The organism is Collinsella sp. i05-0019-G5 (assembly GCF_042851345.1).
GTDB lineage: Bacteria > Actinomycetota > Coriobacteriia > Coriobacteriales > Coriobacteriaceae > Collinsella.
Map to the genome: position 1 here is coordinate 580,966 of NZ_AP031421.1, position 24,394 is coordinate 605,359.

Genomic DNA, 24,394 nt, shown 5'->3' on the forward strand with positions numbered 1-24,394 from the left:
CAGTGAGTTTCTCTTCGCGGCGGTGCGAAATCATATCCGTACCGGCAACGGACTCTAGGTCAACATACTCAAATGAGTCTGGCAACACGGCCGTCGGATTCAATTCGCAGAGCTCGCCCAACTTACGCTGTTCCCAAGCGGGAGACTGATTGAATGGCGGCTTCCCGCACTCACGCTGATGAAGGGTGATGAGGGAGTCGAGCTTGGTAAAGTATTGGCCAAGCTGCTCCTGCTCTACCGCAGAAGGAACAGGAACGCTCAACTCCATCACCTTGTTTTTGGAGATGTTGAACCTAGAGATTCCCTGAGCCAGCAGAGTGAGATTGGAACGCACCGATCTTGACCTGAGCATATAGGCAAGGTAATGCGGGTCAAATGTTGAATCTTGCCTGTAACCAAAACAGAAGCTGTTGAGGTAAACATCTTCCTGGTCAGAGAGTCAAACAGAGGACATTCCGACTTCATCCGGCGTTTCAGATGACACAGTAAAGAACGCGTCACCATACGCAACTTGGTTTTGACTCGAATCAATTTCGACTGCCCCGAGCCGCTTCGTGTCCGTCAGTGGGTTATCGAAGACATTGGTATACGGGATGAACCTTGCGTTGCCGTGACCGAAATCCTCTTTGGTTTTGCCGGTCAAACCGCCATAGGTTGTCCCACAGTTGCCCAACTTACGCTGTTCCCAGGTAGAAGCATCAATGTCTTATAATGATTGTCAATAGTTAAGTGCTTAACTTTTTTCAATTTCGTAGATAGGTTTCTCCCATGGTTTTCGATAAAGAGGCTTCTTTCGAAGAAGCTGTCATCACCGTGCTGAAGCAGCATGGCTGGGACGACGCAGGGGGCGTGCTTCGCTATCCCACCGAGCAGGACCTAATCGACAACTGGGCGAAGATTCTGTTCCAGAACAACGCCGACATAGACCGCTTGAACGGCTATCCGCTCACCCAGGGCGAGATGGCACAGGTCATCGAACAAATCGAAACGCTCAAGACCCCGCTCGCGCTCAACGGGTTCATCAACGGAAAGACCGTCGCCATCACGCGCGACAACCCTGACGATGCACTTCACCTGGGCAAGGAGGTGAGCCTGAAGATCTATGATCGTCAGGAGATTGCAGCCGGCCAGAGCCGCTACCAGATAGCACAGCAGCCGGTCTATCCTGCGAAGAGCAAGATCTTAAACGACCGCCGCGGAGACCTGTGCCTGCTCATCAACGGCATGCCGGTTATCCATATCGAGCTCAAGCGCAGCGGCATCCCCGTCAGCCAGGCCACCGGTCAGATTGAGAAGTATGCCCACGAGGGCGTGTTCACCGGGCTCTTCCGCCTGGTGCAGATCTTCGTGGGGATGACCCCCGACGAGGCGCGCTATTTCGCCAACCCCGGCACGGGCGCGTTCAACCCGAACTTCTTCTTCCACTGGGAGGACTTCAACAACGAGCCCGTCTGCGCGGGCGACAAACCCGGAACAGACGAATGGAAGCGCTTCACCTCCACGCTGCTCTCCATCCCCATGGCGCACCAACTCATCGGCTTCTATACCGTGGCGGACAGCTCGGACGGCTGTTTGAAGGTCATGCGCAGCTACCAGTACTACGCGGCTGCCGCCATATCCGACAAGGTGCGCAGATGCAAGTGGGACGAGAGGCCCAAGAGCAGCGCCCCGGGGCATCCTGGCGGCTATATATGGCATACCACCGGCTCCGGCAAGACCATGACGAGCTTCAAGTCAGCCCAGCTCATAGCCGACTCGCACGACGCCGACAAGGTGGTCTTCCTCATGGACCGCATCGAGCTGGGCACGCAGTCGCTCTCCGAGTACCGCGCATTCGCCGACGACGCCGATGACGTGCAGGGGACCGAGAACACGCAGGTACTGAAGTCGAAGCTCGCGAGCGACGACCCCAAGAACCGCCTCATCGTGACCTCTATCCAGAAGATGAGCAACGTGAAGGCCGGCGAGGGCAGGATCACCCAGGCGGAACTCGATCGCCTGGCCGCCAAGCGGATCGTGTTCGTTATAGACGAGTGCCACCGCTCAACCTTCGGCGACATGCTCCAGGACATACGCCGGGCTTTCCCGAACGCGCTGTTCTTCGGCTTCACGGGTACGCCGATTCTCGACGAGAACCAGAAGAAGGGTTCCACCACCGCCATGGTGTTCGGCGAGTGCCTGCACCGCTACAGCATCGCCGATGGCATCCGTGACGGCAATGTGCTGGGCTTCGACCCGTACATGGTGACGACCTTCGACGATCGCGACGTGCGCGAGGCCGTGGCCCTCGAGCAGGCTAAGGCCTCGAGCGTCGGCGAGGCCATCTCCGACGAGCGCAAGAGCAAGGTCTTCTATCACTACATGGACCAGGCGAAGGTCCCCATGGGTCCCATGGTTGACGGCGCCGGCAACCACATCAAGGGCATCGAGGACTTCCTGACCCGCGCTCAGTACTGGCCCGACACACCGCACCACGGAAAGGTCGTAGAGGATATCCTGCGCCGTTTCCCGGTGCTCTCCCACGGCAACAAATTCCATGCAATCTTGGCGACGAGCTCCATCCCGGAGGCGATCGACTACTATCGAGCCTTCAAGGAATGCGCCCCGCAGATGAAGGTGACCGCCCTTTTCGACCCGAGCATCGACAATAACGCCGGCTCCACTGTGAAGGAGGACGCCCTGGTCGAGCTTATCGAGGACTACAACAAAACATATGGCCAGGAGTTCACTATTCCCACCTGGCCCGCCATGAAGAAGGACATCTCGGCGCGCCTTTCCCATAAGAAGCCCTACGTCAACGTCGACGCCAACCGCGAGAGCCGCATCGACCTGCTCATCGTGGTGGACCAGATGCTCACGGGCTTCGACTCCAAGTGGCTCAACACGCTCTATCTCGACAAGGTCATCGACTACGAGAGCATCATCCAGGCCTTCAGCCGCACCAACCGCCTGTTCGGCCCTGACAAGCCCTTCGGCACCATCCGCTACTACCGCCGTCCCCATACTATGAAGGGCTACATCGAGGCCGCGGTGAAGCTGTACTCGGGCGATCGCCCGCTCGACATGTTCGTGCAGAAGCTCCCGGACAATATCGCGCTGATGGACGCGCGGCTGCAGGAGATACTCATGGTGTTCGAGGCAGCGGGCGTTGGCGATCTCTCGAAACTTCCCGTATCGCAAGAGGCCAGGCGCAAGTTCGCCAAGGAGTTCGTCGAGCTCAACGAGTTCCTCGAAGCCGCGAAGGTACAGGGCTTCACATGGGAGCAGGACACCTATGAGTTTGAGGAGGAGCCGGAAGAAGGCGAGCTGAGCGGCAAGTCCTTCTTCGTGCAGCCGGTCATCGACGAGCGGACCTACCTCATCCTCGTGCAGCGCTACAAGGAGCTGTTCGCAGGAGGGGGCGGCCCTGGCGATGCGCCCGAAGCGCCCTATGAGCTTGATGGTCATATAACCGAGATCGACACGGGGCTCATAGACAGCGACTACATGAACGCGAACTTCGAGAAGTGGCTGAAATGCCTTGAGCAGGACGACGAGGGGCTCGCCGCCGCGCGCGAGGAGCTCCACCGATCGTTCGCGTCCCTGAGCCAGGATGACCAGCGCTTCGCCGAGCTGTTCCTTCATGACGTCGAGCGAGGGGACGCCGCCCTGGAAGACGGCATGACGCTGAGGGATTACATCACGACCTATGCCCGCAGGGCGAAAAACGCTCAGGTCGAGCGAGTCGTCGATGCACTCGGCATAGATGGCGATCTTCTTGCCACCATGGCTGCGCTCGACCTGACGGAATCGAACATTAACGAGTTCGGGCGCTTCGATGATTTGAAGGACTCGGTGGACAAGGCGCGCGCCAAGGCCTTCTTTGAGCAGAAGGAAGGCAAGATGCTCCCCCTGTTCAAGGTGAACACCCGTGCGGCGGCGCTGTTGAAGAAGTTCATCCTAGAAGGCGGCTTCGACATCGATGAATGAGCGGCGATTTTGAACAGGCGGAATCGAGAGTTTGTCAATCCGAGGGGACGTATGTGACCATGCGTCCCCTCGCTTCATCTTGGGAACAGCGTAAGTTGGGGGATTGCTTCGAGTTCCTGAAGAACAACACTCTTTCACGCGCCGACTTGAATGGCGAGAATGGCACTGCTCGCAATGTTCATTACGGAGATATTCTTATTAAGTTCGGAGATTGCCTCGATGGCGAACGAAGCGATCTTCCGTTCATTACCGACGATACAGTGCTTCCCAAATTTGCTGGGTCGATACTTCGCGAAGGCGATGTCATTTTCGCTGACACGGCAGAGGACGAAGCAGCTGGCAAGTGTGTTGAACTGCGAAAACTACCCAAAGAACCAACTATCTCAGGATTGCATACGATACCGGCGCGACCTCGGTTCCCCTTTGGGTCGGGCTACCTGGGGCACTACCTTAATTCCGATGCATACCACAGACAGCTTCTTCCTTTAATGCAGGGAATCAAGGTGATTTCCGTTTCAAAGGCCGCACTGCAAGATACACAAGTAAGATTTCCTAGATTGTCGGAGCAAGCTGCCATAGGCGCGGCGTTGAGCGAGATCGACAACCTCATCACCCTTCATCAGCGTGAGCCACCTCACACGATGAAAGAGGGTAAAAATGCCAATCGGTATCAATGGAGAATCGCTTTTCTGCGATTACTACTCGCAATGGATTAGCGTCTACAAAGAAGGAGCCATCCGTGAGGTCACCATGGGAAAGTATCGGCTCACGCAGTCTTGGCTCGCCAAGCTGATTCCAGACCTCAAGATAAAAGATCTCGACCGGACCTCGTACCAGCAGCTCATCAATGCTTACGCAGAGCATCATGAGCGGCAGACAACCATGGACTTTCACCATCAGCTTAAAGGGGCGATCCTTGACGCAGTTGACGAAGGACTCATCCCCCGCGATCCTACGCGCAAGGCTATCATCAAAGGAAAACAGCCGCGTGCGAAAAAGATCAAGTATCTCAACCAGTTTGAGCTTCATGCCATGCTCGGCGACCTTGACTTATCAGGCGGGCCGAGTTGGGATTGGCTTATTCTCATAGTCGCTAAAACGGGCCTGCGCTTTTCCGAGGCCCTTGGGCTTACTCCCGAAGACTTCGACTTTGCTCATCAAACGCTCTCAGTGAACAAGACCTGGGATTACAAGAACGGCGGCGGATTCGTTCCCACGAAAAACGCCTCATCAGTGCGGAAGGTTCAACTTGACTGGCAACTCATCATGCAACTTTCTGGGCTGCTCAAAGACCTTCCGCCGACCGAGCCCATATTTGCGAAGGGAAAGGTCTATAACTCGACAGCTAACAGCGTTTTGGCGCGTCACTGCAGGAATGTTGGCGTGCCTGTCATATCCGTCCACGGGCTGCGGCATACGCATGCGTCACTTTTGCTGTTCGCCGGTGTCTCTATCGCCAGCGTATCCCGAAGGCTCGGCCACGCAAGCATGACCACCACTCAGGAAACCTATCTGCACGTCATTCAAGAGCTCGAGAACAAGGACATTGACATCGTCATGAGGGCTCTTTCGACTCTAATTTAACCTGCATCAGCAAACCGTGGCTCACGCTGATGAAGGGTGATGAGGGTGTCGAGATTCGCGAAGTATGCGCTGATTTCAGAGGCTTCCTCGTTAGATGGAACATCTAACGAAAACGATTTGACCTTATCAGCGTTAAGATTTCTTTGCGTTCCCGTAGAGATATAAGGCTCCCATTCAGAATCAGTTTCCGCCTTTTCAAGACGAGTGAAAACAAAATCTCTAAGTGCTTCGTTATCGAATACCATGTTGTAAAAAGCCTGACTCGTGGCTGTATCTTGCCTAATAATGCCGACTTTTCCGACGCTTGCATACATTGCAAGGCTAACAGCTCCGGACGGAACAATCCAAGCAGCGCTGTTCTGCAGACCCTCATCTGTCAGCGTTTTGGCTGTATTGGTAATGTCTCTTCCGTTAATGTCGGCAATGCTCAAAAACGGTATATCTCCACCGTAGTAGTCGGGATTATTTGCGGATGGGGTACCACCCGAGCCTCCTAGCTGAATAAGCTCGCCCAACTTACGCTGTTCCCAAGCGGTTATCCAGATTGAACGACTCCATCTTGGGAACAGCGTAAGTTCTCGGATATGTATGTGGTCAACAATGAGCGAAACGTCAATTGTGAGCTTGGATACGATAGGACACTTTCCATTGCGACGATGACTTTCAATGGCGGAAACGGCGCAGCCGACGATTCGCTAAGCAACTACAAAGTCATTCGAGTTGGAGATATCGCTTTTGAGGGCCATACCAACAAAGTGCACGCCTATGGACGCTTCGTTCTCAACGATGCAGGTGACGGGCTTATGTCGCCGCGATTTTCATGTTTGAGGCCCATCGTCGAGCAGCGTTATAGCTTCTGGAAATACTATATTCCGCGCGAAGAGTCTATGAGACCCATCCTCGTCAACGCTACAAAAAACGGAACCATGATGAACGAATTGGTTCCTGACGATCTCATGCACGAATCTATTTTGGTTCCGTGTCTAGCTGAGCAAGAGGTTATCGGGAACAGCTTCTCGCAGTTAGATCACGTCATCACCCTTCATCAGCGTAAGTGCCAATACCGTGGCTTATACGGGTATCTTTCTTGGGAACAGCGTAAGTGGTCGGAATACGTATCGATATCGACCGACATGGTTGACCCCCGCTCGGGCAATTACGACACCTTGCCCCACGTTGGACCTGGAAATATGGAATCTTTCACTGGACGTCTATATGACAACGTAAACACGGTAAAAGATGATGCCCTTATTAGCGGGAAATTCCATTTCAATCCTGGCGATATCATCTATGGGAAGATAAATCCTCAACTAGGAAAGTATACGTATGCCCAGTTCGAGGGGTTAGCCAGCGCAGATGCATATGTTCTCAATGGCAAGAATGGGCTAACGCAAGAATTCCTTTTTGGAATGTGAGCGTCAAAGCTAACGCGTCTTAACAACGTGGTCCCGTTGCCCCAAGATTGCCTGCAAATGCAATCGATTGGGAGGTTGTCCATGGAAGACGCGCAGCGCAGGGAGATGTGGGCGGGGCGCATAGAGAGGTGCCTGTCCGCCGACATGACCATCAAGCAATGGTGCGGGCTGAACAAGGTCTCGGAATCGGGGCTTTACAGGTGGATGGCGAGGTTCCGGGAGGAGGAACCGGGCCGGTTTCCCCGCAGGTCGAGCGGGGCGTCCAATTGGATAAAGGTCACCTCCGCCGGCATCGCCGACGCCAAGGCCATCGTCCCGGCCGCCGGCACGGCGCCCGCCGAACCCGCGCCGGCCGACGCCCCCGGGCATGTCGACGGCGTGAAGCCCGCTCCGGCCCTGCCCATACGCGTGCTGGTGGGCCGCGTGGAGCTGGCCATACCGGCCGGCTCGGCAGAATCCGACATAGCCGCGGCGATGAGGGCGGCGGCCTCGCTGTGAACCCGTTCACCACCCCCGACGCCATCTACATATCCAAAAAGCCCCAGGACATGCGCGCGGGCATCCAGAGGCTGGCCGCGATAGTGGCCGCCGACTTCGGGCGCGACCCCATGGACGGGGCGCTTTACTGCTTCGTGAGCCGCGACTGCGAGAAGGCCAAGCTCCTGCGCTTCGACGTCAACGGCTGGTGCCTCTATTACGTGCGGCTGGCCGAGGGCGGCTTCAAGTGGCGCCACGCCGAGGGCGGCGAGCTGCTGCCGCAGATGGAGCGCCGCCAGCTGCTCTGGCTGCTCGAGGGCCTGCCCGCCGAGCTGCCGCAGGCCATATCCCCGGTCGCCTCCGGCAGCGTCCTTTAGCCTAAAACAATACTTTGACCTGCTAAAACATGAGATAATATGCTCATGAGCGAACCTATGGACATACCAGCCGCCGAGCAGATCGCCCGCCTTCTGGCGCAGGTCGAGTCGCTCTCGCGCGACAACGAGCGGCTCGCCGCCGACAACGCGAAGCTCGCCCGCGCGGCCGCCGAGGCGGCCCGCGTCCCGGCCGAGCTTGAGCGCGAATTGCGCGATGAGCTTGCCGCCGTCAGGGCCGAGCGCGACAGGCTCGTAGAGATGGTTCTGCTGGCCAACCAGCGCTTCTTCGGCTGCAGGTCCGAGAAGGTCGTCCCCGACCAGCTGTCGCTGTTCAACGACATGGAGGCCGCGGCGGACCCCGGTGCGGCCGAGCCCGAGGCCGTCCCGGCCGAGCCCCGCCGCCGCGGCGGCAAGCGCGTGGTCGACTATTCCAAGCTCGAGCAGGTGGTCGTGCGCCACGAGCTGCCCGAGTCGGCGCGCGAATGCCCGGAATGCGGCTCCGAGCTGCAAGAATTCAAAATCGAGGTCACCTACGCGCTGCGCATGGTGCCGGCGCGCCTGGTGGCCGAGCGCCGCGAGCGGGCCGTCTACCGCTGCCCGGCCTGCTGCGCGGCAAACGCCGCCGGGGAGGACGCCGCCGCGGCCATCGTGCGCGCGCCGATGCCGGCCATGCCGATAAAGGGCTCGTTCGCGACCCCGTCGCTCATCGCCTACGTGCTCAACGGCAAGTACGTCAACGCGCTCCCCCTGTACCGCATGGAGTACGACTTCAAGTGCCTGGGCGCGCCGATATCGCGCCAGAACATGGCGAACTGGGCGATGCGCGCCTGGGAGCTGTGGCTCTCCAGGCTGCGAGCGCGAATGAAGGCGCTGCTGCTGGAGGGCGACATAGTCCACGCCGACGAGAGCGAGGTCCAGGTGCTCAAGGAGCCCGGGCGCGAGGCGAAATGCAAGTCGCGCATGTGGCTGTTCGCATCGCCGGCGTGCTCGAAGCCTATCTTCATCTACGAATACAATCCCACGAGAAGCGGCAAGGTGGCCGAGGGCTTCCTGCGCGGCTGGTCGGGGTGGCTCTGCACCGACGGCTATCGCCCATACTTCACGCTCGAGAACGGCGGGGAGGTGGTCAACGTGGCGTGCATGGTGCACATCCGGCGCAAGTTCGCGGAGATCGTGAAGTCGGTCGGCGGCGATGCCAAGGCCGAGGCGGCGTGCTCGGTGGCGCTGGCCGCCCGAAGGCGCATCGACGCCATGTTCGCGGCCGACTCGCGCTTCGACGGGATGGCCGCCGCGGGCGACTTCGAGGGCAGGCGGCTCGGGCGCGAGCGCGACCTGCGCCCGATGATGGAGGACTTCTTCACCTGGGCGCAGGCCAGGCGCATGGAGGCGTCGCCTCGCATGGCGCTGGACAACGCGCTGAAGTACGCGGTGGGCTACTGGCCCTACGCCATGAACGCGCTGGGCGACGGCAGGCTCGAGCTCGACAACAACCTGGCCGAGCGGGCGATAAAGCCGTTCGTGATAGGGAGGAAGAACTTCCTGTTCAGCGACACGCCGCGCGGGGCCGAGGCGTCGGCGGGCATCTACTCGGTGGTGGCGACCGCCAAGGCCAACGGCCTGAACCCCCGCAAGTACCTGGAATGGCTGCTGGAGGAGATGCCCAACGCGGCCGACCTCGGCGACCCGGCCTACCTCGACTCGCTGATGCCTTGGTCGGATTCCGTGCCGGAGGAGATCAGGTTGAAGCCGGAAGCCGCCGCGGAGGCCGCCAAGATGGCCGACGACCCCATCATCGACATCGACCCGTCGGCCTTCTCTGAAGACGGGGAATAGGAAACCTCTCAGAGTATTCTCAAAATGAAATGGGGAAACTCCGAGAGGTTTCTCAGTCTACGCGGTAGTTTTGACGCTTACTTTGGAATTCTGCAGACAAAGGCTTTCTTTGACTATTCCGTTTCTGTTTCCATGCGGTCAGGGATGCCGAAAATCAACAGAGACGAGCTCAACGCGTTTGAGTTTCTAGCGCCTAATGAGAGCGAACAGAGAGCTATCGGCGATATTCTTCTTAAGCTCGACGACCTCATCACCCTTCATCAGTGACAGTCTAATGGCAAGGCGCACAACATTATTATCCTCACTAAAACGAAAAACCGCCAACTCGACATAGCGAAATCGGCGGTTCTGGGGCTCGAAACTAGAGGCAACTCACGCAAGTTATTAAACGAACATCCTATCCAACAGCGATTTCTTGATATTCCTTAACAGCTCAAGCTTACGCTGATGAAGGGTGATGAGGGAGTCAAGCTGTGCGAAGTAACGTCCGATTTGCTGTTGCTCGACGCTACTTGGCATGCGCAAAAGCATGTCCTTGATCTTGCCAAAGTCTACACTTTCTACGGTTGTTCCAGTCTTGCCAAACTCAAGCAGCAATTCCTTGTTGCGCGAAATAAAGAACTGAAGTAGCCACCCTCCACAGCACGTGTCTTGGGGCAGAATGACGCGAATATCCTGGTTAACGGTTGAAGGTTTCCGCAGCTCAGCCACCGGAAGAGTATGGCGAAGAATCCCGCTCCTCGTTACCATTACTAAAGATCCGGCGGGATAAAGAGTTAGCTTTTTTGCGCCCTTCTCAGTTATCTGAGTCGTAGTTCTATCAAGGTAGCTAGATTTCACGTCCTGGGACGTAACCCACAGTACGCATCCATCTTCGTAGTTATCGGAATCTGCCATTGACGGAGTATGCCCGCCGCCAAACGTAGCTACTTCGCTCAGCTTACGCTGTTCCCAAGGGTCAGTGAAACCCTCGAAGCGGATTTCGGGTTCGGTCTCACCGGGTTTCGGAAACATCTTGTCGAGCATCGATTTCTTCAACGTGCACAGCTTGTCGTGCTTACGCTGATGAAGGGTGATGAGGGAGTCAAGCTGTGCGAAGTAACGTCCGATTTGCTGTTGCTCGACGCTACTTGGCATGCGCAAAAGCATGTCCTTGATCTTGCCAAAGTCTACACTTTCTACGGTTGTTCCAGTCTTGCCAAACTCAAGCAGCAATTCCTTGTTGCGCGAAATAAAGAACTGAAGTAGCCACCCTCCACAGCACGTGTCTTGGGGCAGAATGACGCGAATATCCTGGTTAACGGTTGAAGGTTTCCGCAGCTCAGCCACCGGAAGAGTATGGCGAAGAATCCCGCTCCTCGTTACCATTACTAAAGATCCGGCGGGATAAAGAGTTAGCTTTTTTGCGCCCTTCTCAGTTATCTGAGTCGTAGTTCTATCAAGGTAGCTAGATTTCACGTCCTGGGACGTAACCCACAGTACGCATCCATCTTCGTAGTTATCGGAATCTGCCATTGACGGAGTATGCCCGCCGCCAAACGTAGCTACTTCGCTCAGCTTACGCTGTTCCCAAGGGTCAGTGAATCCCTCGAAGCGGATTTCCGGGGTATTTTGTTTCTCTGCCATGCTACTCACCGCCCAACAGCTTTCGCAGCTCGGCAATGCCCGCCATGTCGTACTCGTTGCCCGTAAGCTGCCCCAACATGTCTGCCAGCTGGCTTTCTGCATCATCTATCTGGTTGCACACGTCCGAGTAAGTTGTCGCGTATTTGGCGTTGAGCGCAGCTACCTTCGCGATGAAGTCGCTCACAACGGTTTCGGGAAGGGCCAGAAGCTCGGCCTGCAACGGCTCTATCCACTTGGCGGCCAGCAGATCGTCGCACTGGTCGTTGGTCAGGCCCTCGATGACCTCCTTGGTCGTCTCCTCAAGGGCTACTCTCGCTTCCTTATTCGCCTTCTTGAGGCTTTTCTCCTCATCGAGCAGCGCCTGCGCACGAACCAGACCTTGCTCGAAATCGTTTTCAGGGTGCTTTCCGATAGCCTTCACAGCCTTCTTGAGCTCAGCTGCCACAAACGAACCTTCGTCGCTGACAGCAGCAGAGGATCCCTTGTCCTCCTCGTCGAAGCTCTCGAGAATCCCATCTACTTCCTGTGATATCTCGCCAAGGCGGGCATCACGGGAAGCAATCTTCTTGACGTCGTCGGCAAGCAGGTGCTCTTGAACAAGCTCAAACGGCAGGATGCGGCCAGCCCAGCCGTCCTGCACCTCGACGTCTTTACCGTTCTTCTTCTTGACAACCATATTCGGGTCCACCTTGCGCACAGCGCCTTTCCCCTCGGTCTGGATGACCTCCAGGTCGCCGGAAATTCCCACCCAGGCATCGTCGAGCGCCTGGTAGGCGTCGTAGCCGTCGATCAGGGCTGAACCCGCCAGCGCATCTTTCAAAAGCGCCGCGATGGCCTCTTCCTCCGCCACGGTATCGACTTCATCGGCAGCGTCCACCAAACGGCTTCGCAGCGTGGCCGGTAAATGGCTTGTCGCATCACGATAGCCGCCCAAGAAGGCGCGGACGTCGGCATTTTCCTTCGCTACTTGCGCAACGTCGTCGGTCGCGGGCGCAAGACACGAACCGTCGGCGTTGCGGTAGAGTTGCCCTTTGAGGCTCGGCCATACTTTCCAGTAGCGTTCGAGCGCGTCGACCTCGGCCTTCGGCACGCCGCCGAACATGGTGGCGTACACGTCCCAGCTTTCGGCGGCCGCGCTCGAGTCCACGTAGCGCGGGATGTTGAGGTTATAGTCGTTGGCACGGATCTCGTCGATGGGAACCAGGCGGCTGAACTTGTCGACGGTCGCGTTCGTTGTCACGGCGTCAACTATGCGCTTGATGTCACTTGCCCGCAGCTTGTTGTTCTTGCCCTCTTTCACGAAATGCTTGGAGGCGTCCACCACCAATACGTCGCTCGTCTCGCGCTGCTTGCGCAGCACCATGATGATGGTGGGGATGCCCGTGCCGAAGAAGATATTGGCAGGAAGCCCGATGATTGCCTGAATATGGCGGTTCTCCACCAGGTTCTTGCGAATGGCGCCCTCCTCGCCGCCGCGGAACAACACGCCGTGGGGCAGAACGATGCACATGATGCCGTCGGGGCGCAAGTGGTACAAATCATGCAAAAGGAAGGCGTAATCAGCTTTGGATTTAGGAGCAACGCCGAATTTGAAGCGAGGGTCGAGCTCCTTATCTTCCGAATCCCAGTTCTGGGAGTACGGCGGGTTCGACACCACGGCATCGACGAAGAGCGGATCATAGGTCTCATCCTTGTTCTCGACGGTGTCGAACCAGGGCCAGTCGTCTTCGAGCGTATCGCCATTGCGCGCCACTATGTTGTCGGGAAGAATTCCACGCATGACCAGATTCATACGCGTGAGGTTGTACGTGTTCTCCTTAAGCTCCTGCGCATAATACTTGATGGAGTCCGGGTCGCCGTTGCGTCGTGCCACGGCTTTGCCGATATTGATAAGCAGCGAGCCCGATCCGCTCGTGGGATCGTAGATGGTGATGTTCTCGCGTCCGGCCAGGTGCCACGAGACTATCTCGCTCATGAGCATGGAGACTTCGTGCGGCGTATAGAACTCGCCTGCTTTCTTACCGGCGTTGGCGGCGAAGTTGCTGATCAAGTACTCGTAGATGAAGCCAAGCACGTCGTAGTCCTGGCGACCGTCCATCGGGATGTCCTTGATGAGGTAGATGAGGTCGCGAGCGGCCTTGGACTGGCTCCGTGCGTCGGTGCCGAGCTTGGAGAGACCGGTCTGCAGCGTGTCGAAGATGCCGTCGAAGACGCGCTTGCGGGCAGGGTCGATGTTGCGGCTAAAAGCAGAGAGAGCGTCGCGAACGTTCGAAATCTCGAAGTCGCCGCCCTTGGCGACCCAGGTGGAGAAGAGGTTCTCGTAGGCGATAAAGTAGCCGCACTCGCCCTTGACGAACTCGACCGTTTCCTCATCGTCTTCCACGAGGCTCGGCAAATCCTCCTCGGCGAAATCACGTGCCTTCAGGCGAGCGACTTCAGTCTCGGAGAGGAACTTGTAGAAGATGAATCCCAGAATGTAGTCCTTGTACTCGTTAGCCTCGATCTTGGATCGCATCTTGTTGGCGGACTCCCATATCTTGGAGGCCAGCTGCTGCTTGTTCATCTAGTTTTCCTCGCTTCTATAGACTTGGTTGAGCGTTTCTCCGTCGTCGCTTGCCCATTCGGTCCAGCCGTTCTGGCTGCCGCCGAGCACGAACACCGCCGCGGCGCTGGGCGTCGGGAACTCGAGATCTTCGTCGAGCTCTGCGATACCGCCCGAATCGCCGAAGATCTCCCTGCGCGCGGCCGCGACGGCCGCGTTTTTCAGCACAGGTCTCGAGAGGTTCACTTTCGAGCCAGCGAGCACGGTGAAGTGCCCGGTGGCCTTGTCGTAGCGCCCCGCCCCGCGTATGCCGTTCTTCTTCGTGTGGAAGACCGCCGGCGCACCCGCCGGACCCTGGTCGACTCTGTCGAGGTCGTACCCCAGAGCTGCCATCCTGAAGAGGATCCTATCGTGCAGGCGCTCGACGGCCTCTTCCTTGTACGGGTCGACGTAGGGTTTGGGCGTCGCCGAGTTGTCGGTCTCGTACGAGCCGTGGGTACGCACGTAGTCGATGGCCTTCGCCTCTAGGACGTCCAGTGCGTCCTTGCTGATGTTCTGGTCGTCATCGAGGAACATAACGGCCTTGTTCCAGAACTCCTTCTTCGCCTTGTGTGCGTCGAGCCGGGCGATGCCCTGAGTCGTCTGCCCAGCGTAGACGCGGCTCACGTTGCCGTGGTCCTCGTCGAGCAGGTAGTAGACGCCGCGCTGCGGGATGTTCGGCAGCGACTTCGCCTCGGCGAGGTCTTCCCTCGGAACGACGACGGTCACAAGCGACTCGCCGTCGATGCGGCAGATGCGGATGCGGTCCGGCTTCGCGTCTATGAGCTGGACGGTGAGAGTCTTGACCCGGATCATGCTCACGCCCCCTTCTTCGCGAGCTCTTCGATCATGCAGGTGCGCACGAAAGCAGAGAAGCTCATGCCCCGCAGGGCCGCCTCCTCCTTCGCCGCGTCGCGCAGGGTGTCGGGGATGCGCAGGGTCACGGAGACCTGGTCGCCGTCCACCAGGAAGCTTCTGATCTCGGTCTCGTCGGGATTGCTCTTGATGAGCTCCTTGTAGCTGTCGGGCATCTGCGCTCCCATCGCTCGAAATGCAATACAAATGCGTTTGCAGCATTATAACGCGACGGCACGCGGCGGCACTGGGAATGCGAGGACAGCCGATGTCCAGGCTTTATATGAGCGCGGACGGCGATGGACGCCCTGATCGGGCTTGGATGGCCGCTTTCGTTCGGGTCCTCATCTCTCGTTTTCGCGAGGTTTGGCGTTTGCCCATTCCTCGGCGTAGAGAACCTCGTTCTGAGCCTCCAAGATTCGCGCGGCGTCGCCGATGCGCTCGGCGCACCTCTCACTTATCGACTTCAGGGCCAGAATCCCCTCGACGTCGAGCGGGTCCAGCTGGTCGGCATGCGCCAGGGACTCGAGCAGCTGGTCCAGGCCCCTCGCCAGCCTCCCGGCATCGCACACGGCATCGATGAGCTCGATGCGCTCCAACTTCTCTTCGTGGCTCAACATCAGCTCGCCTCCTTCTCTCAACGGACGTGTCGCGCAGCACCGTAGCCGTTCCATGCGGAGAACCATCTCGCCGCCCGCGGTCCCGTGCGCATATCGGCCGCAAGCGGCACGGGAAAGCCGTCCGTCCCGACTCATGCCGCGGCGCCGCGACTCGGGAACCCGCCTCCGTCCCCGCCACGACGTCGTCGTCAATCCCCGCGGGAGCCCAGCAACCGCCGATGGGCCGCATCCCATGCCCGGAGGGTCTCGGCGCCCACGCCGGATTCCATGCCGCACGCCTGCGCCCCTTTGATCCGAATACCCGCCCCGGCGCTCCTTGGACGCGCAGGGTCGCACGCCGGCAGGCGGCCAGCAAGGGCCGCGACACTTTTTCGGGTTCTTCGCCCCATGCGCTCCGCGCGCGAACAACGCGAAAAACTGCCGTCGGGAGACTTCTATTTCCATGCCCGACTTCGCTTCCTCCCTTGCAGGCACGCCCGCGCTGCATGCGACTCACGCGGCGCAAGGCACGCCACAGGGGCGGGCCTCAGAGTCTAAGGAGCAAGACATGAACGACATGAAGGAAAAGGCGATGGGCGCGGTCAAGGCCTTCCTCGAGCGCAAGGGCTACGAGATCGTCGACGAGGCCTGGCAGGGACCCGAGGGCATCGGCGGGATCGACCTCGTGGCGGTGGACGAGGACGGGACCCTGGTCTTCGTCGACGCCACGGTCCGGATCGGGACGGACGGCTTCCCCGAGGCCCACAGGGCGCGCGGGCTGCGCGAGGCGCTGGCGGCGAGGTGGCTCGCCGGCAACGGCGACGACTACGCCGACACCCCGGTCCGCTTCGACGAGGTGGCGATGATGGTCGTCAAGGAGAACCGCGCACTCCTTCGCCACCACATCAACTGCTTCGGCGAGATGGAGCCGCTCTCCTAGGCGGCGCGCCCGGCCCCGGGCTCCCGGGGCCGGGCTTTCCCCCGAAACCGGCCCCTGTACCACGAAAACGTACATATACGTACGTTTTCGTGGTACACTCCGCTTGTCGGACAAATCCGTACGGTTTTGTCCCGACGCTCCGAGACTCGGGGCGCGCCGGACCGGATGCGGCGAGGCGCGCCCCACGCTAGAGAGGACGCGACCCATGCGCACGATAGCCATTTCCAACTACAAGGGCGGCGTCGGCAAGACGACGACCGCCGTCAACCTGGCGGCCATCTTCGCCGCCAGGGGCCTTCGGACCCTGCTCGTCGACCTCGACCCGCAGGCGTCTGCCACCGACTTCTTCGGCCTCTACGACCGCGCCGCCTCCGAGCGCCGCACCTCGGTCGAGCTGCTCTACGGCGGCGCGCCCGTGGAAGAGGTCGCTTACGCCGCCGGGGAGGGCCTCGACGTGGTGGCCTCGACCATCGACCTCGTCGACCAGAACGAGATGCTCCTGCGCGAGCAGCGCCTCAAGTTCGCCCTCGACGACGCCTCGGGCTCCTACGACGTCTGCCTCATCGACTGCAGCCCCGTGATGCGCAGGCTCGCCTTCAACGCCTACCTCGCCGCAACGGAGGGCGGCATGGTCGTCATCCCCGTGAAGCTCGACTCCACCGTGATGCGCGGCACGGCGCTCACCGTGGAGGCGACGCGCTCCATCGCGGACGCTCTGCGCATGCCCACGCCCAGATGGAAGATACTGCGCACCTGCGTGCCCGGCCGCATGACCAACGCCGAGGCCACGGGCGCGGCCGTGCTCGACGGGTTCTTCCCGGGCGAGCAGTTCGAGACGGTCATCCACGCGAGCAGCAAGGTCTGCGAGGGCAGCTGGCAATGGAAGCCGGTGGCGGCCTTCGAGCCGGGGAGCCGCCCCGCACGCGACTACGAAGCTCTCGCCGACGAGGTGTCCCGTGAGCTCGCCTAGCCAGGTGGCCGCGGGCTTCACCATCACGGGGCTTCTCGACGGCGCGTCGCGCACCCGCGGGCGCTACCCGGTGTCCGAGATAGCGGTGGCCGACATCGCCGACCACCCGGCGAACGCCGCCTACTCCATGGACCCAACGGGGATAGCCGAGCTCGCCGAGTCCATACGCGAGGACGGCCTCACCGACCTGCCGCTCGTGCGCAAGGTCGGCGACGGCTCGTGGCAGATGGTCTCCGGGCACCGGCGCAAGGCCGCCTACGCGCTGCTCGCCAAGGACGACCCCGCCTACGAGAAGATGCCCTGCCGCGTGATAGAGGGCATCGACGACGAGCGGGCGGTGACGCTGCTCCACGCCGCGAACTACTTCACCCGCGCGCTCACCGTGACCGAGCGCGCCGCAGCGACCGAGGCGCTCAGGGGCGACGCCGTGCGCCTGCGCTCCGAGGACCCGTCGCTTTCCGGCATGCGCGTCGACGACGTGAAGGCCGCCATCATCGAGCGGCAGACGGGCCGCAAGGTCTCCGGCAAGACCATCGCGCGCGAGGAGAGGCTTGCCCGCCGCATCGCCGAGGACCTCTCGCCCGAGTGGGCCGCCGAGGCCGACCGCGGCAACCTCAGCGCCGAGGCGGTGCGCACGCTCGCGGGCATGCCGAAGGAGCGCCAGGCGGAGATGCACGCCGCGATGGAGCCCTGGCGGCGCACCAAGCGCGAGCTCTCCGACTACGTGAGGAGCGAGGGCAAGACGCAGGCAGGCCCCGACGGCCGCATCGCGAAGGCCGCGAGGCTCGTCGCCGACTTCCTGGAGAGCCCGCCCGAGAGCCCGAGCCCGGCCGACCTCTCGCTGCTGCGGGAGATGGCGCTCATGACCGCGCCCTACACGGATGCGGGCACCGATGCCCGAAAGCGCCGCAGAAGGGCCTCAGGCCCGAAATCCAGCAAGTAGCCTATGGCGTCCGACATCGCGTCGGGCGTCCATAGCACTTGGGGACCGGGCGGCCTCGGACCCGTCATGCCGCGGGCCGTTGGGGAGCCCGCTTACGCGAGGCCCGGTCCCAGAGGCGGCGCCCGGGCCGGGCCGCCGCCTGCGGGGGATCCCCCGCGCCCCTAGAGAGACGCGCCCGCCGCGCGGCGGGCCCGAGGAAAGGAATCCGCCATGGAAGAGGAAGCCGGCGTCGCCAAAGGCAAGGAGCGCCGCGTCACGTTCCGCATGGAGGGAGGCGACTACGACGCGCTCTGCGAGCGGTGCGAGCGCGCCGGCCTCAGCAAGTCGGAGTACCTGCGTTACCTCGTGCGCATACCGTTGTCGACGGAGGCCAACGCGGGAGACGAGCACCGCATACTCGTGGACCGCAGGGCCCTGTGGGCGATGTCGCGCGAGCTCACGAAGTGGGGCTACCACTACAACCAGGCCGTGCACGCGATGAACCTCATCAACTTCCACGCCCGCCATGGGCGCGTCGACCGCGACCTCGTGGCGGAGAGCGTCCCTACGATCGAGCGCGAGCTCGCCGACGTGAACGCCGCGGCCCGCGAGATGGCGGCCGAGCTCGGGCGCATCGGAGCCGACTCGCTCGTGGAGGGGTCGCCATGCCGATCCTGAAGCCGATAAGCGGCCACGGCGCGACCGGAGGCATCCGCCGCTACCTCGAGAAGGGAGGCCGCGCCCTCGCGCGCGACCTGTTCAACCTGAGCTACGACGAGCGCGACGCCGGCGCGCTGGGAGACGAGGCCAAGGAGGCCTGCGCCTGGGACGCCGAGATGGACGCCACTCGCGCCGCCTTCGGCACGGACGCACCCTGGAGGGGAAAGCCCGCGCGCACGTTCAAGCACTTCGTGCTCTCGCCGGACCCCGGCGACGACATCGACCTGGCTGCGCTGCGCGAGCTCGCGTGCTCGTGGGCGCTCAAGCACTTCGGCGACCACGAGATCGCCATCGTCTACCACGACGACAACGCCCGCGGCATACCGCACGCGCACATCGTAGTGAACAACGCGAACCTCCGCACGGGCTACCGCATGCAGACCCAGCACCCCGAGGACCTCAACCGAGACCTTCAGGACATGGCCCGCGAGCGCGGGCTGTCGGGCCTCTCCAACGACCGGGCGCCAGAATCGCCGTCGAAGGCGCGAGGGCGCGCCGGCGCGGGCGGGCCCAGGAGTCGCAGGAGCGTCTACCTGGGCCGTGCCGAGAAGGAGATCATGCGCTCTGGCGGCTACTCGTGGGTCGGCGACATCCGCGCCCGCGTCGCGCTCGCCAAGACCACGGCGCGCGACGAGGCGGAGTTCCTCGGCATCCTCGACGCCCTGGGCGTGCACGTCGCCGACAACTCGGCCAAGGCGAGGCGGGACGACTGGGTGTTCAGCCTGGCAGAGGAGCCGTCCAAGAAGGTCAGCGGCGAGCGCCTGGGGTTCGTCTACGGCAAGGAGATGCTCCGCCGGCGGTTCGAGCGCGAAGGCGCCTACCGCCCCACGGACGCGAGCACCGCGCGCATCCGCGAGGCCGCCGAGCGGGCCCTCGAGCTCAACGACCTCTCGGAGCTGAGCAGGCTCTCCTCGGCGCTCGAGACCTGCGCGAAGTTCGACGTCGAGTCGATCGAGGAGTTCGGTCTCAGGATGGCGACGCTCGAGCGCCGCGGCCAGGCGGGCGGCGAGGGGTACCGCCGCCTCGAGGCTGCGCGAGCCTACATAGCGGAGAACGGCCTCATGCCCCTCAAGACCCGCTACGGGAACGGCGACAAGCGCGGCGAAGCCGGCGACAACCAGCGCGGCAGCCGGCATGAGGACGAGCAGCAGCGCATCCTCGCCGCCGAGCGGCAGCGGGCCCAGCAGGACCAGCGCAGGGAGAGGGGCCGGAGATGATGGTGAGGATAGAGTACGAGGGCGGCAGGACGACGCTGTTCGACACGCTCTCGTTCACGGAGGGGTCGCCGTTCTCCGGCGCGAACATGCTCACGGAGTTCGAGCTCGAGATGCGTGAGGTGCCCGAGAAGGGGCTTTGGCTCACGGCGAACTGGCACCAGGTGCGCGACGACTGGCGCGCCGACGCGCCCGCGGACGGCATCCCGGCCGCACGCAGGTCCCGCGGATGGCGCTTCATGCTTGCCTCGGAGGCCGAGCTCGGGCGAGCCCGGCGCGTCCTGCTCGACGGCGACGAGGCGTTCGCCCGGGTGCGGGGATACCTGTGCGACGCGGCCGCGATCGGCGCCTGCTACCGCGAGCACGTGGGTCCTCCCTCAAAACCGCTGAAGTCGCAGATAAAGGAGCTGCAGCGCGCGCTGGGGAGGGCGGAGGTCCCGGGCGTGCCCGACGAGCTGGCGAGGCTGCTCGCGCAAGAGAAGGAAGAGGGCGCCGAGGATGGTGCCCGCAAGGTCAAGGAAGATTGGGGTGACGTCGATGAAGAGGCTTGGTAGGTTCCTCAAGGCGGCGCTTAAGGTCACGCTGGGCTTTTTCGTCTGGCTGTTCCGCGCCGTGTTCAAGTGGGTGATGTAGTAAGAGGCGGGCAATTGCCCGCCTCTTTGTCTTTCCTAATCTGTCTGATCGTCGATGAGCCAGCAGTCGGTCCCATCAGTGAGCAGCGTCCTGGCTGACCGGGATACCGCCGCGATGCGTTGGATTTTGCCTTTTCGATCTTCGGCCTCGGACCTCAGCTTCGACTCTCCGGAGCGTAGGCTCGCGCGCATCTCAACCTTAGCTTCGAGGAGTTGCTCTTTTGCAGCGGCTCTGGGGGTCTGAGAGACCAGCCTCTTGAGGGCGTTTCCCTGGGCTCCGCGAGGAAGCGCGATGGGCGTCCCTTTCATGCCCCCGATCTTCATCTCCATGAGCGCTGCGAGGACCTGCCTCTTTTTCAGAAAGCCCTGAGATTTGTCCAGGATCCGCTGTTCTTCGATGAGGGCGCTGCGGTCGTCCATGCTGCCGTCGTAGTACATGCGCGTCATGGCGAGCGCCGACAGGGCCTGGAGGCACCCCCCCTTCGAGGCCTTTTGTCTCCATTCTGGGAATATATCCTGCTCATTTAGGGTTATTCGCGCTGAAAGATTTTGACTAGCTTGGTGTCCTTTATTTCGTAAATAATGTCTGCGACGTTCTCGACCAGCCTCTTATCGTGGGAGACGAACACTATCGTTCCGGCATAGGCGCTCATCATCTGCTCGAGGGCTTCGGCGCTCTTGATGTCCAGGTAATTTCCAGGCTCGTCCATGAGCAAGATGTTGTATCTGCCCAGCAGCATCTTCGCGAGCAGCAGCTTGATGACTTCGCCTCCCGAGAGAACGCCAACGTCCTTTGCCAGGTCACGCGGTCCGATTCCCATAGAGGCGAGGACGCTTCGGATTTCGGTCATGCTGTACTCGCAACCATCCTGCATGAACGAGATCGCAGACTGACGGGCGTCGAACTTGTAGCCTGTTTGCTCGAAGTAACCGATCTCTGCCTTGGGAGAGATGTTGATACCGTCGGCGCGTCGAGCGATTGCCTTCAGCAAGCTGGTCTTTCCTGTACCGTTGCCACCGGTGATGGCCACTTTGGCACCGAGCGGTATCTCGAATTTCGCGTGGTCATAGAGCATGCAGTTGCCGAAGCTCAAGCTGAAATCGTCTGCCGAGATGGGAAATTTACTATGCAGTTCCAGGGCCTTGCTCTGGCGGAACCGCACGGTGCGAATGCTGTCGGGGGCCTCAATCCCTTCGAGCGCTTCGAGGCGCTTCTCCATGTCCTTAGCCGCCTGGTACATCCTCTTCTGTTTGGTGCCGGTTGCTTTCTGATGCCCCAATCGACCTGCATACTCGTTGCTTTTCTTTGCGCCCTTCTGCTTGGCGTCGACCTGCCGTGCTTTTTTCCGTTGTTTTTCGATGGCGGCTTCAAGGCGCTCGCGCTCGCGCATCGCCTCTTCGTATCGAGCCGCCTGAACTTTGCGCTCTTCTTCTTTCTGTCGCAGATAGTCGGTGTAGTCACCCCAGAATTCGGAAATACCGCCGTCTTTGAGCTCCCAGATCTTGTCCACTACCTGATCGAGAAAATAACGGTCATGGCTCACAATGAGAAGGGCTCCATCAAATGCCTTGAGTTGTCCGACGAGAAGGCTGATGCCGTCTTGGTCGAGGTGGCTCGTAGGCTCATCAGCAAAGATCGCGCTTGCATGCTGGGAGAGCGCAGAGGCAATCTTGGCGCGTGTTTCCTCTCCGCCGCTCATCGTCTCTTGCGCCACTCCGGCGACGTTGAGACGGGAGAGCATCTCACCACTGTCCTGAGCCGCATCAAGGTCGAGTTCATCGAGTTGGCCGATGAGGGCAATGCTGCCGAAGCGCCTGACGTCGGCGTCCGCAATGGTAAGATTGCCGCTCAGAATTTTAAGCAGGCTGGTTTTGCCTGCGCCATTGTCTCCCACCAAGCCGATGCGATCGTAGGAGTAGATTTCCAACTCTTCGATATCCAGGATATCGCGGCCGGCATATTCCAAAAAGATGTCTTTAGCTTTGACTATGAGTTCCATAGGTTGAACCGCCTTTTGTGTATTAGCCTTTTACTGGAAGCGCAGCCATGCCAAAAAAGATTGCTCACGTCGATTTTTCGCCTTTGCCCAATTGCCGGCGCGAGCGTTTTGACCTTGCGCAAGCCGGCAAATCCGAAAATGATAGTTGGCGACGAATAAGGAGCGCGATGTGGGATGTCGGTGCAATACCTCGTCGTCGCAAGGGCTTGAAGGCTGACGCGTGAACCGATGGCTGCTGCCTCTTTTTTTCGAATACTTGGGCTATTGAATCCGCCCGGTATCTCTTTTCCCCACGTTTCGGACGCTCGGAGCAAGCAGCATAGCCATCGCAAGCAGTACCATGGTCGCTCCAGAGCCGACAAACCATAACGGAGCTCCAAGCAGATCCGCAAAAACGGAGGGGGCCGCGAGGCCCATGGGCATGGCCCACGCCATGATGGTTCCGTAGAGGCCGAAAACGCGGCCTAGGTACTCAGGAGGTATCTGCTCCTGCATAAGGGCAGTCTGGGTTCCCGCGTACAACGGGGAGCATGCGCCCATAAGAAAGCTCACCGGCAGGAAAGCAGCGAACAATGACGGGCCGAGCGATCCGGATACGATTGCGGCAATGCCGAAGCCGGCAATCGCGGCGACCATGGTGAACGACCTATTGCGGAACCCTCCCGTAACTGCCAAGATGCCGGACCCAGCCAGCATGCCTGCAGAAAAAAGGATTTCCACCAAAGCAGCATCCCCCGTGCTACCGCCAAAATGCCCCAAGGTCATTATTGGGAACAATGCCGCGAGCGGAGAGAACGCGAAAGCGAAGACGAACCCGCACCAAAGAAGGGCGAACAACCCCCTGTACCCCCTAGTCAGCTTGTAGCCGTCCGAAATCTCAGAGAAGAGCTCTCGAACCTTATTGGAAAAGGACAAGCTGCGGTCGGCTTCGTCGAGTCCTCCTGCGTCTATCCGCGCGGCGAGGACAGCTAGAGAAGCGAAAAGCGCTCCCAGCACGTCGAGGGCAATCATGGCGGTAATGCCCGCCACGGGATAAATCACTGCTGCAAGCGCGGCGCCAAGAATGTATCCGCCGGACTGAATCGCCTGAGTCACCCCCGATAGGCGAACGAGATGCTCTGGCGGGGCGAGATGGGGCGTGAGAGATTGGGAGGCCGGCGTGTAGAACGAAGTGCCAACTGCGCGGAGAAACAGGGCGATGAGAATTAGCCATGCAGGTAAGCCGCCGGCCAACGAGGCAATCGCCAAGGCGGCACCCACCGCGGCAATGAAGAGGTCGGCGCCGATGAGGACACGTTTCAAAGGCAGTCTGTCGACAACGGCGCCCGCAAGGATTTCGAACAAAGCAATCGGCAGAAAGCCTGCCAGCGATGCTAAGGAGAGGAGAGAAGACGACCCTGTCGTGAGGGCGAGATGCCAAATAAGACCCATTTGGAGAATCGAACTCGTCAATGTCGAAACGAGCTCCCCGCCCCATACGAAACAAAGCTTGAATTGCCATGAATGGCACAGCAGAGCAAACCTGCCCCGAGAGGTTTCAAACATCATGGTTATGTCCAATCGTGGAATGGCGTGCAGAAACAGCGCGACGCCACAACAGCGCCGCTTTCTAGGCGCTCATCCACGTGCGGAAAAGACCAACCACGACACCCCTCCTTTGTTAATTCGGTCTGGCAAACC

23 protein-coding genes are annotated in these 24,394 nt (G+C 60.4%); 14 read left to right on the forward strand and 9 right to left on the reverse strand.

All coding sequences use genetic code 11. From position 1 onward, the window contains the following. Positions 1-768 precede the first annotated feature (768 nt). The 3 genes from ACGHIZ_RS02575 to ACGHIZ_RS02585 are packed head-to-tail and all read left to right on the forward strand — an operon-like array spanning position 769 to position 5,553. Positions 769-3,969 carry an HsdR family type I site-specific deoxyribonuclease gene (locus ACGHIZ_RS02575; protein WP_368134277.1) on the forward strand — a complete coding sequence of 1,067 codons (3,201 nt, stop codon included), beginning with the start codon at positions 769-771 and terminating at the stop codon, positions 3,967-3,969. Then, on the forward strand, positions 3,966-4,685 hold the full coding sequence (locus ACGHIZ_RS02580; RefSeq protein ID WP_390448905.1) for a restriction endonuclease subunit S: 720 nt from the start codon (positions 3,966-3,968) through the stop codon (positions 4,683-4,685). The genes ACGHIZ_RS02575 and ACGHIZ_RS02580 overlap by 4 nt, the downstream gene beginning before the upstream one ends. Further along, the gene (locus tag ACGHIZ_RS02585; RefSeq protein ID WP_390448908.1) at positions 4,627-5,553 is read left to right on the forward strand and encodes a tyrosine-type recombinase/integrase; all 927 of its coding nucleotides are present in this window, start codon (positions 4,627-4,629) and stop codon (positions 5,551-5,553) included. Before ACGHIZ_RS02580 ends, ACGHIZ_RS02585 begins: the two co-directional genes overlap by 59 nt. On the opposite strand, the gene ACGHIZ_RS02590 is transcribed toward ACGHIZ_RS02585, so the two are convergent. After that, positions 5,550-6,068, reverse strand: a complete 519-nt coding sequence (locus ACGHIZ_RS02590) for a restriction endonuclease subunit S (protein ID WP_390448911.1) — start codon at positions 6,066-6,068, stop codon at positions 5,550-5,552. The two genes, ACGHIZ_RS02585 and ACGHIZ_RS02590, sit on opposite strands and share 4 nt — an antisense overlap. A 69-nt stretch (positions 6,069-6,137) precedes the next feature. Between ACGHIZ_RS02590 and ACGHIZ_RS02595 the strand changes: the two genes are divergently transcribed. From ACGHIZ_RS02595 to ACGHIZ_RS02615, 5 genes are read left to right on the forward strand one after another with little or no spacing between them, the layout of a single operon-like run. Continuing rightward, positions 6,138-6,968, forward strand: coding sequence for a hypothetical protein (locus ACGHIZ_RS02595; RefSeq protein ID WP_390448914.1), 831 nt, complete (start codon positions 6,138-6,140; stop codon positions 6,966-6,968). Between the two features lie 57 nt (positions 6,969-7,025). Beyond that, positions 7,026-7,466: an IS66 family insertion sequence element accessory protein TnpA gene (tnpA, locus tag ACGHIZ_RS02600; protein WP_390448917.1), complete on the forward strand. Its 441-nt coding sequence runs from the start codon at positions 7,026-7,028 to the stop codon at positions 7,464-7,466. Next, positions 7,463-7,822 (forward strand): IS66 family insertion sequence element accessory protein TnpB, encoded by a 360-nt coding sequence (tnpB, locus tag ACGHIZ_RS02605; RefSeq protein WP_390448920.1) that lies wholly within the window; start codon positions 7,463-7,465, stop codon positions 7,820-7,822. The genes tnpA and tnpB overlap by 4 nt, the downstream gene beginning before the upstream one ends. A gap of 45 nt (positions 7,823-7,867) precedes the next feature. Next, a complete protein-coding gene (gene tnpC, locus ACGHIZ_RS02610) occupies positions 7,868-9,655 on the forward strand; it encodes an IS66 family transposase (RefSeq protein ID WP_390448923.1) in 1,788 nt (595 codons plus the stop codon). Between the two features lie 24 nt (positions 9,656-9,679). Further along, positions 9,680-9,922, forward strand: a complete 243-nt coding sequence (locus ACGHIZ_RS02615) for a restriction endonuclease subunit S (protein WP_390448926.1) — start codon at positions 9,680-9,682, stop codon at positions 9,920-9,922. 117 nt (positions 9,923-10,039) lie between these two features. On the opposite strand, the gene ACGHIZ_RS02620 is transcribed toward ACGHIZ_RS02615, so the two are convergent. From ACGHIZ_RS02620 to ACGHIZ_RS02640, 5 genes are all read right to left on the reverse strand, one after another. Next, a complete protein-coding gene (locus ACGHIZ_RS02620) occupies positions 10,040-11,281 on the reverse strand; it encodes a restriction endonuclease subunit S (protein ID WP_390448929.1) in 1,242 nt (413 codons plus the stop codon). Between the two features lies 1 nt (position 11,282). Further along, positions 11,283-13,844 carry a type I restriction-modification system subunit M gene (locus ACGHIZ_RS02625; protein ID WP_368134017.1) on the reverse strand — a complete coding sequence of 854 codons (2,562 nt, stop codon included), beginning with the start codon at positions 13,842-13,844 and terminating at the stop codon, positions 11,283-11,285. Next, positions 13,845-14,678, reverse strand: a complete 834-nt coding sequence (locus ACGHIZ_RS02630; RefSeq protein ID WP_368134016.1) for a GIY-YIG nuclease family protein — start codon at positions 14,676-14,678, stop codon at positions 13,845-13,847. It lies immediately after the preceding gene. Positions 14,679-14,680: 2 nt separating this feature from the next. Then, a complete protein-coding gene (locus ACGHIZ_RS02635; RefSeq protein ID WP_227561562.1) occupies positions 14,681-14,893 on the reverse strand; it encodes a YlcI/YnfO family protein in 213 nt (70 codons plus the stop codon). 168 nt (positions 14,894-15,061) lie between these two features. Then, the gene (locus tag ACGHIZ_RS02640; protein WP_052118776.1) at positions 15,062-15,337 is read right to left on the reverse strand and encodes a hypothetical protein; all 276 of its coding nucleotides are present in this window, start codon (positions 15,335-15,337) and stop codon (positions 15,062-15,064) included. Positions 15,338-15,884: 547 nt separating this feature from the next. Between ACGHIZ_RS02640 and ACGHIZ_RS02645 the strand changes: the two genes are divergently transcribed. From ACGHIZ_RS02645 to ACGHIZ_RS02670, 6 genes are all read left to right on the forward strand, one after another. After that, the gene (locus tag ACGHIZ_RS02645; RefSeq protein WP_096227021.1) at positions 15,885-16,256 is read left to right on the forward strand and encodes a YraN family protein; all 372 of its coding nucleotides are present in this window, start codon (positions 15,885-15,887) and stop codon (positions 16,254-16,256) included. Positions 16,257-16,461: 205 nt separating this feature from the next. Then, entirely contained in the window at positions 16,462-17,226 is a 765-nt protein-coding gene (locus ACGHIZ_RS02650; RefSeq protein WP_033499416.1) for a ParA family protein, read from the forward strand. Further along, the gene (locus ACGHIZ_RS02655) at positions 17,213-18,169 is read left to right on the forward strand and encodes a ParB/RepB/Spo0J family partition protein (protein ID WP_096227022.1); all 957 of its coding nucleotides are present in this window, start codon (positions 17,213-17,215) and stop codon (positions 18,167-18,169) included. The genes ACGHIZ_RS02650 and ACGHIZ_RS02655 overlap by 14 nt, the downstream gene beginning before the upstream one ends. A gap of 210 nt (positions 18,170-18,379) precedes the next feature. Next, on the forward strand, positions 18,380-18,826 hold the full coding sequence (locus ACGHIZ_RS02660; protein ID WP_117205494.1) for a CopG family transcriptional regulator: 447 nt from the start codon (positions 18,380-18,382) through the stop codon (positions 18,824-18,826). Beyond that, positions 18,814-20,085 (forward strand): relaxase/mobilization nuclease domain-containing protein, encoded by a 1,272-nt coding sequence (locus ACGHIZ_RS02665; RefSeq protein WP_117205493.1) that lies wholly within the window; start codon positions 18,814-18,816, stop codon positions 20,083-20,085. Before ACGHIZ_RS02660 ends, ACGHIZ_RS02665 begins: the two co-directional genes overlap by 13 nt. Next, a complete protein-coding gene (locus tag ACGHIZ_RS02670) occupies positions 20,082-20,636 on the forward strand; it encodes a hypothetical protein (RefSeq protein ID WP_075279302.1) in 555 nt (184 codons plus the stop codon). The genes ACGHIZ_RS02665 and ACGHIZ_RS02670 overlap by 4 nt, the downstream gene beginning before the upstream one ends. 114 nt (positions 20,637-20,750) lie before the next feature. Here ACGHIZ_RS02670 and ACGHIZ_RS02675 read toward each other — a convergent pair whose 3' ends face one another. The 3 genes from ACGHIZ_RS02675 to ACGHIZ_RS02685 all read right to left on the reverse strand — a co-directional run bounded on the left by ACGHIZ_RS02675 (position 20,751) and on the right by ACGHIZ_RS02685 (position 24,262). Then, entirely contained in the window at positions 20,751-21,152 is a 402-nt protein-coding gene (locus ACGHIZ_RS02675) for a hypothetical protein (RefSeq protein WP_198666432.1), read from the reverse strand. Between the two features lie 92 nt (positions 21,153-21,244). Continuing rightward, a complete protein-coding gene (abc-f, locus tag ACGHIZ_RS02680; RefSeq protein WP_075279303.1) occupies positions 21,245-22,714 on the reverse strand; it encodes a ribosomal protection-like ABC-F family protein in 1,470 nt (489 codons plus the stop codon). 261 nt (positions 22,715-22,975) lie between these two features. Beyond that, positions 22,976-24,262 carry an MFS transporter gene (locus tag ACGHIZ_RS02685; RefSeq protein ID WP_390448939.1) on the reverse strand — a complete coding sequence of 429 codons (1,287 nt, stop codon included), beginning with the start codon at positions 24,260-24,262 and terminating at the stop codon, positions 22,976-22,978. Between the last annotated feature and the right edge of the window lie 132 nt (positions 24,263-24,394).

What these genes read in the sequence shown, in the direction of transcription:
- ACGHIZ_RS02575 (WP_368134277.1), top strand. Translation starts at nt 769, where the DNA reads ATGGTTTTCGATAAAGAGGCTTCTTTCGAAGAAGCTGTCATCACCGTG.
- ACGHIZ_RS02580 (WP_390448905.1), top strand. Translation starts at nt 3,966, where the DNA reads ATGAGCGGCGATTTTGAACAGGCGGAATCGAGAGTTTGTCAATCCGAG.
- ACGHIZ_RS02585 (WP_390448908.1), top strand. Translation starts at nt 4,627, where the DNA reads ATGCCAATCGGTATCAATGGAGAATCGCTTTTCTGCGATTACTACTCG.
- ACGHIZ_RS02595 (WP_390448914.1), top strand. Translation starts at nt 6,138, where the DNA reads ATGTATGTGGTCAACAATGAGCGAAACGTCAATTGTGAGCTTGGATAC.
- tnpA (WP_390448917.1), top strand. Translation starts at nt 7,026, where the DNA reads ATGCAATCGATTGGGAGGTTGTCCATGGAAGACGCGCAGCGCAGGGAG.
- tnpC (WP_390448923.1), top strand. Translation starts at nt 7,868, where the DNA reads ATGAGCGAACCTATGGACATACCAGCCGCCGAGCAGATCGCCCGCCTT.
- ACGHIZ_RS02615 (WP_390448926.1), top strand. Translation starts at nt 9,680, where the DNA reads ATGAAATGGGGAAACTCCGAGAGGTTTCTCAGTCTACGCGGTAGTTTT.
- ACGHIZ_RS02620 (WP_390448929.1), bottom strand. Translation starts at nt 11,281, where the DNA reads ATGGCAGAGAAACAAAATACCCCGGAAATCCGCTTCGAGGGATTCACT.
- ACGHIZ_RS02625 (WP_368134017.1), bottom strand. Translation starts at nt 13,844, where the DNA reads ATGAACAAGCAGCAGCTGGCCTCCAAGATATGGGAGTCCGCCAACAAG.
- ACGHIZ_RS02630 (WP_368134016.1), bottom strand. Translation starts at nt 14,678, where the DNA reads ATGATCCGGGTCAAGACTCTCACCGTCCAGCTCATAGACGCGAAGCCG.
- ACGHIZ_RS02635 (WP_227561562.1), bottom strand. Translation starts at nt 14,893, where the DNA reads ATGCCCGACAGCTACAAGGAGCTCATCAAGAGCAATCCCGACGAGACC.
- ACGHIZ_RS02640 (WP_052118776.1), bottom strand. Translation starts at nt 15,337, where the DNA reads ATGTTGAGCCACGAAGAGAAGTTGGAGCGCATCGAGCTCATCGATGCC.
- ACGHIZ_RS02645 (WP_096227021.1), top strand. Translation starts at nt 15,885, where the DNA reads ATGAACGACATGAAGGAAAAGGCGATGGGCGCGGTCAAGGCCTTCCTC.
- ACGHIZ_RS02650 (WP_033499416.1), top strand. Translation starts at nt 16,462, where the DNA reads ATGCGCACGATAGCCATTTCCAACTACAAGGGCGGCGTCGGCAAGACG.
- ACGHIZ_RS02660 (WP_117205494.1), top strand. Translation starts at nt 18,380, where the DNA reads ATGGAAGAGGAAGCCGGCGTCGCCAAAGGCAAGGAGCGCCGCGTCACG.
- ACGHIZ_RS02665 (WP_117205493.1), top strand. Translation starts at nt 18,814, where the DNA reads ATGCCGATCCTGAAGCCGATAAGCGGCCACGGCGCGACCGGAGGCATC.
- ACGHIZ_RS02670 (WP_075279302.1), top strand. Translation starts at nt 20,082, where the DNA reads ATGATGGTGAGGATAGAGTACGAGGGCGGCAGGACGACGCTGTTCGAC.
- ACGHIZ_RS02675 (WP_198666432.1), bottom strand. Translation starts at nt 21,152, where the DNA reads ATGTACTACGACGGCAGCATGGACGACCGCAGCGCCCTCATCGAAGAA.
- abc-f (WP_075279303.1), bottom strand. Translation starts at nt 22,714, where the DNA reads ATGGAACTCATAGTCAAAGCTAAAGACATCTTTTTGGAATATGCCGGC.
- ACGHIZ_RS02685 (WP_390448939.1), bottom strand. Translation starts at nt 24,262, where the DNA reads ATGATGTTTGAAACCTCTCGGGGCAGGTTTGCTCTGCTGTGCCATTCA.